Source organism: Stenotrophomonas maltophilia group sp. Smal17, assembly GCF_030237045.1.
Classification (GTDB): Bacteria; Pseudomonadota; Gammaproteobacteria; order Xanthomonadales; family Xanthomonadaceae; genus Stenotrophomonas; species Stenotrophomonas forensis.
On the sequence record NZ_JASJSU010000144.1, the window covers coordinates 1 to 6058 of the forward strand.

The 6058-nt window shown below is 66.5% G+C and carries 5 protein-coding genes; 3 read left to right on the plus strand and 2 right to left on the minus strand.

Annotated features, from left to right (window positions below; all coding sequences use genetic code 11):
• Positions 1-93: 93 nt before the first annotated feature.
• Positions 94-1107, minus strand: a complete 1014-nt coding sequence (locus QRO93_RS20890) for a TIGR00266 family protein (RefSeq protein WP_053448381.1) — start codon at positions 1105-1107, stop codon at positions 94-96.
• A 159-nt stretch (positions 1108-1266) separates the two neighbouring features.
• On the opposite strand from QRO93_RS20890, the gene QRO93_RS20895 reads away from it, so the two are divergent.
• From QRO93_RS20895 to QRO93_RS20905, 3 genes are all read left to right on the plus strand, one after another.
• Positions 1267-3537, plus strand: a complete 2271-nt coding sequence (locus QRO93_RS20895) for a TonB-dependent receptor (RefSeq protein ID WP_053448382.1) — start codon at positions 1267-1269, stop codon at positions 3535-3537.
• Between the two features lie 222 nt (positions 3538-3759).
• Complete coding sequence (locus tag QRO93_RS20900) at positions 3760-4290, plus strand: hypothetical protein (RefSeq protein WP_164086790.1); 531 nt, start codon at positions 3760-3762, stop codon at positions 4288-4290.
• Positions 4272-5240, plus strand: coding sequence for a hypothetical protein (locus QRO93_RS20905; RefSeq protein ID WP_180878552.1), 969 nt, complete (start codon positions 4272-4274; stop codon positions 5238-5240). The genes QRO93_RS20900 and QRO93_RS20905 overlap by 19 nt, the downstream gene beginning before the upstream one ends.
• A 22-nt stretch (positions 5241-5262) precedes the next feature.
• Here QRO93_RS20905 and QRO93_RS20910 read toward each other — a convergent pair.
• Positions 5263-6058, minus strand: a 796-nt coding sequence (locus tag QRO93_RS20910; protein ID WP_404830629.1) for a phosphatase PAP2 family protein, incomplete at its 5' end; no start/stop codon positions are given.

Sequence of the window (6058 nt, forward strand, 5' to 3'; positions counted from 1 at the left end):
CCCATTCAGGAAAGGAGTGCGGTAGCTGCCGACCTTGGTCGGCACCCGCAGATTCCAGTGCCGACCAAGGTCGGCACCTACCGGGCGAGTGGGTCAGAACCGGTTGTCGCCGTCCAGCATCCGGCCGAGTCCGCCGAGCACCGAGCCCTCGCCACGGCTCTGGCCACCGCCCTGCGGCGCCGCCATCCACATGCGTCCGGCCAGGCGCGAGAACGGCAGCGATTGCAGCCAGACCTTGCCCGGGCCGGTCAACGTGGCCAGGAACACGCCCTCGCCACCGAACAGCATGCTCTTGACGCCGGTGACGCGGCGCACATCCATGTCCACGGTCGGGTGGTAGGCCACCACGCAGCCGGTATCCACGTCCAGGCGCTCGCCAGCGGCCAGCTCGCGCTCGATCACGCAGCCGCCAGCGTGGATGAACACCCAGCCGTCGCCCTCCAGCTTCTGCATGATGAAGCCCTCGCCGCCGAACAGCCCGGTCATGATCCTGCGCTGGAACTGCACGCCGATCTGCACGCCGCGCGCGCCTGCCAGGAAGCTGTCCTTCTGGCAGATCAGGCGGCCGCCATGCTGGTCCAGCTTCATCGCCAACACGGTGCCGGGGTAGGGCGCGGCGAAGGCGACCTTGCCCTTGCCATGGCCGCTCTGGGTGTAGACGGTGGCGAACAGGCTCTCGCCGGTCAGCACGCGCTTGCCGGCGGCCATCACCTTGCCCATGAAGCCGCCCGGGTCGCCATTGGCAGCGCCGAACACCGTGTCCATCTGCACCGTGGCGTCCTTGAACATCAGCGCGCCGGCCTCGGCGATGGCGCTTTCGCCGGGGTCGAGCTCGATCTCCACGAACTGCATTTCATGGCCGACGATGCGGAAGTCGATGTCGTCGGCGCGGCCGCTGGAAACAGCGGGGACCGGCGGCGGGGTCGTGGGCATGCCCGGCGCCGGCGCCTGCAGCTCGGCCACGTCGGGGATGGGGGTCCATCCGCTCATGCCCTGGCACCAGGCCAGCGCGCGCGGGTTGGCCTGCGCATAGCGGCGCGCGGCTGGGTCATCGAGCGGGCCGACGCGGTCGGCCTGGGCGGAGGCATGGAAGTACCACTGGGTCATCGCGACGGCTCGGCAGGGCTGGAAAACCCCGAGTCTAGCGAGCGCGCCGGGGCGCGGGCGACGGCGCCATGAACGGCAGGCATTTGCGAGGCAGGTGCTGTATTGCAACAATTATCTGGTAGCGCCGTTTTACCACCCCTCCAAACACAGCCTACCGCCATGTCCCCGACCCGCACTTCCCGTGGCCGATTTCCGGTCGCGCGCCCCCTCGTTGCCGCTCTTTCCGCCCTGCTGCCGCTGGTAGCAGCCGCCCAGGAAACCCCCGCTGCCAAGGATCCGGTTGCCCTCGATGCCCTGCAGGTGACCGCGCAGCGCCGCGTCGAGAACGCCAAGGACGTACCGGTCGCACTGAGCGCGATCCAGGGCGAGAAGCTGGATGTGCTCGGCTCGGCCGGCGATGACATCCGCTTCCTGGCCGCGCGCGTGCCCAGCCTCAACATCGAGTCGTCCTACGGCCGTGCCTTCCCGCGCTTCTACATCCGCGGCCTGGGCAACACCGATTTCGACCTCAATGCCTCGCAGCCGGTGTCGCTGGTGTATGACGACGTGGTGCAGGAAAGCCCGCTGCTGAAGGGCTTCCCGCTGTTCGACCTGGCCAACGTGGAAGTGCTGCGCGGCCCGCAGGGCACGCTGTTCGGCCGCAACACCCCGGCCGGCGTGGTCAAGTTCGATTCGGCGCGTCCGTCGCAGGATGCCGATGGCTACATCCGCGTCGGCTACGGCAGCTACAACAGCTGGAACGTGCAGGGCGCCTATGGCGGCCCGCTGACCGACCGCTGGTCGGCGCGCGTGTCGGCGATCTACCAGCGCCGCGACGACTGGGTCGACAACACCCGCGTCGGCGCACCCAACAGTGGCTTCGAAGGCTACGACGAAGCTGCCGGCCGCGTGCAGTTCCTGTACGAAGGCGACGACTTCGAAGCGCTGTTCAACCTGCACAAGCGCAAGCTCAACGGCACCGCGCGCCTGTTCCGCGCCAACATCATCCAGAAGGGCGGCAATTCGCTGGTCGAGAACTTCGACCGCGACAAGGTGGCCAACGACGGCGTCAACTTCTCCGACCTGGAAACCTGGGGTGGCAGCGCGCGCCTGCAGTGGAACCTCGGCTCGGTGACCCTGCATTCGATCACCGGTTATGAAACCGCCGAATCGCTCAACCGTGGCGACATCGACGGCGGCTACGGTGCAGCATTCCTGGGGGCCGGCAACTACGGCCCGGGCCTGATTCCGTTCTCGTCCGAATCGGCCGACGGCCTGCCGCACCACCGCCAGTGGACGCAGGAAGTCCGCATCGAGTCCAACGAGTGGGGCCGCTTCGACTGGCAGGCCGGCGTCTTCTACTTCGATGAAGACGTGACCATCAACAACTTCAACTACGACTCGCTGACCCCGGGCAATCCGCAGACCGGCCACGTGGTGCAGAACCAGCGCAACAAGGCCTGGGCGGTGTTCGCCTCGGGTGACTTCGACGTCACCGACCGCTTCAAGCTGCGTGCCGGCGTGCGCTACACCCAGGACAAGAAGGACTTCAGCGCCAGCGTGCTGCAGGCCGTTCCGTTCGGCACCCCGGTCAGTGGCCCGTACCTGGCCAACACCGACGTCAACGACGTCAGCTGGGATGTCAGCGGCGTGTACAAGCTGACCGATGACATCAACGCCTACGCCCGCGTGGCCAAGGGCTTCCGCGCGCCGTCGATCCAGGGCCGCCTGGCCTTCGCCCCGGGCCTGTCGCAGGCCGATTCGGAGAAGGTGATCTCGTATGAAGCCGGCATCAAGGCCGACCTGTTCGAGCGTCGTGCACGCCTGGGCCTGAGCGTGTTCCGCTACAACGTCGATGGCCAGCAGCTGATCGCGGTGGGCGGCAGCAACAACACCGCCACCCTGCTCAATGCCAACAAGACCATCGGCCAGGGCGTGGAGCTGGACCTGGAGGCCTACCTGGCCGACAACGTCCTGCTGACCTTCGGCAGCAGCTACAACGACACCGAGATCAAGGACAAGAACCTGGCGGTGGCGATCTGTGGCGGTGGCTGCACCATCACCGACCCGACCACCGTGATCGGTGGCCAGACCTATGCGCTGGTCAACGGCAACCCGCTGCCGCAGGCGCCGAAGTGGATCCACAACGCGACCCTGCGCGTCGGCTTCCCGCTCAGCGATGGCAGCGAGCTGTACGCCTACACCGACTGGGCCTACCGCAGCGAGGTCAACTTCTTCATCTACGAGTCGCCGGAATTCCGCGGCCGTAGTTCGCTGGAAGGCGGCCTGCGCCTGGGCTACAACTGGGATTACGGCCAGTACGACGTGGCCGTGTTCGGCCGCAACCTGACCAACCAGACCCGCGTGGTCGGCGCGATCGACTTCAACAACCTGACCGGCTTCCTCAACGAGCCGCGTACCTGGGGCGTGGAGTTCACCGCGAAGTTCTGATGCGGTTGAGGCAATGACCGTTCGCCGAAAGGGGGACGGGAGCACGGAAGGCGCGGCGCAAGCTGCGCCTTCTTTGTTGCAGGATACGGCGAAATAACGTCGCATTTGGACTCAAATCAGTCCTGATTGGCGTCGACAGACAAAAGCGGTGTAGGACTGTGCGCACCGGAATCTCCGGGGAGAGGAGGAAGCGCGATGACGTGCAGAACGCTTCAGGCTGTCGTGGTATCGATCGCCTTGCTGGTGTCCCTTCAATCGCGTGCGCATGTGGCTGGCGTCGACACGGCCCCACTGGCACAGCTGGAAGAGCAGCGGCGCGATCTGGACAGGCGAACGGCATCGATCACCGACCGTCGATCTTTCGATGCGCATGCAAAAGCAACCGAAGGCACCGGCGCCTTTCCACTCTACAAGCTTGCCCCTGCATCGCGTGCCCGATTTGTCGAATCATTGCGATTCAATGCCCGCGGACTGACCACGTTCGACTACTCCGATCTCGTGAGGGAACTGGGAGCTGCTGACATCCACCGGCTGCTCAAGCCCTTCGGCTTCCAGCATCTGCTTGCCGTGATTCCAGATGTCAGGGTGAACTCGCAGGAGGACAAGGAGGTACTGGAGACATTGCGGGCGACCCGTGCCCTGCGTTGCGGCATGGGCGAGCATTGCAATGAAACGGACTACCCGGGTTACAAGTGCATCCAGCATGCGACCTGCGAGGACTCGACCCAGCACATATGCACGTCCAACTGCTGATCGCCGCGATGCGGCACCCACGGATTGGTTACGCCATGGTCCTGCGGGCGAGCCTCTGGACTGTTGCCGTGCTGTACGCAGCGACGCGGGCCTGGCCCTGCATGGCCGGAGAAACCCTCGAGGAAGGCTACGCTGCCGTGCTGCATGCGATGGACAGGCTTTCCGGGCCAGACCACGCCTGGCACGACCGCGGCAACCAGGTTGAGTACACCTTCCAGGCCCACGTCCTGCCTCATGCGCGTGCTCTACCCGCGCTTTCGACCCAGGACCTGCGTCTTCTGTTGCGAGCGATCCACGCGACGACACGTGCAACCAGGCAGCCCGATCATTCCGGGCTCGCCATGCGGGTCGGCCTGCAGCTGCGCGCGCGAGGCGCGCTGCTTGCCGCTGACATGCGCGAGGGTGCAGCCATTGCCGTGATCAGCCGCGATCGCAGTGCACTGAAGCCCTCATCGCCATGGGCGCCCGCCTTTGGCGGCCACCCGCTACCCCAGATGCCGGAGGCCGTACAGCGCTTCGAGTACTGGGTGCCCAGCCCTGACGGCGCGGCCTACAGCAGCGGAGTCGCAGACATGGCCTCACTGGATATCGTCGTCATCGCGCATCCGGCCTGTGGATTCACCCGCGCGGTCGCCGACGCAGCACGCGTGGATCCACAGCTGCTCCAGATGCTGTCCGGCGTTCGTTCGCTCTGGCTTTCACCACAGGACGGAACGCTGGATACCCGCATCTTCACCAACTGGAGCAGGCGTCACCCCGATCTGCCGATACGCATCGCGGCACGTCAGTCGGCGTTCCCTGCGTTTGACTACTGGGGAACGCCGACCTTCTACGTCCTGCGCGATGGCGAGGTTGCTGCACGTGTTGTCGGCTGGCCACGCGATGGGAACAAGACTGCGCTTGTGCAGGCATTCGCCAAGGCTGGCATCAGGATAGCCGGACCGCCATGACCGCAAGCGCAGCGGAGCGGGATTACAGCGCGCTCTGCGGGCGCACCTTCAGCACGGCATTCTCGGTGGCACAGTCGCGGCTGGAGTGCAGGCCGGCCTTGCGCGCGGCGGCGATCTCCCTGCGTGCGGCCAGCAGATCCTTGTTGAACGCGGCGTTGTCGTGCAGGCGGGCAACGGCGGCGGCGCCCATGAAGCGGCCTTCGAGGATGTCGCTCTGCCAGTGCACGTTGCACACCAGGCGGCTCTCGCCGTAGTTGCGGCCGCGGGCCTGGATGGCATCGGCGCGATCCGGAGCGATCTCCGACAGGATCAATGCCCAGGCCCAGCCGATCGAGGTGTGGCCGGACGGGTAGGAGCCATTCTTGCGTAGGCCGTCTTCGTCCTTCGGCGAGCAGGTCGGCTCACCGTTGACCATGAACGGGCGCGGGCGCTGGTAATGGTTCTTGGCGGCCTTGGTGGCGGCGCTGGCGTCGATCCGGCTGCGTTCCAGCAGGCGATACAGGGCCGGGGTCTTCACCGCATCGACGTCGATGTCGGCGGCACAGGAGAAGTGGTTGGCGCCTTCGGGGAAGCCGAGTTCGGCATCGATGCCGGCCTGGGCGAAGCGCGGGCTGCCACGCAGCGCGCGGGCTTCACGGCTGACCTGCTCGTCGAGGGCGAGGGCAGCCGAACCGGTCGCCGGCGGCGCCGGCACCAGGTCCAGGCTGGCCGGTACCGCACTCTTGTCCAGGTAGCCCACCGCCTTGGTGGTGATGTTGGCTTCGACGGCGGTCGGCTTGGCGGCGGTGGCGGCGCAACCGGCCAGGGCCACCCCTACG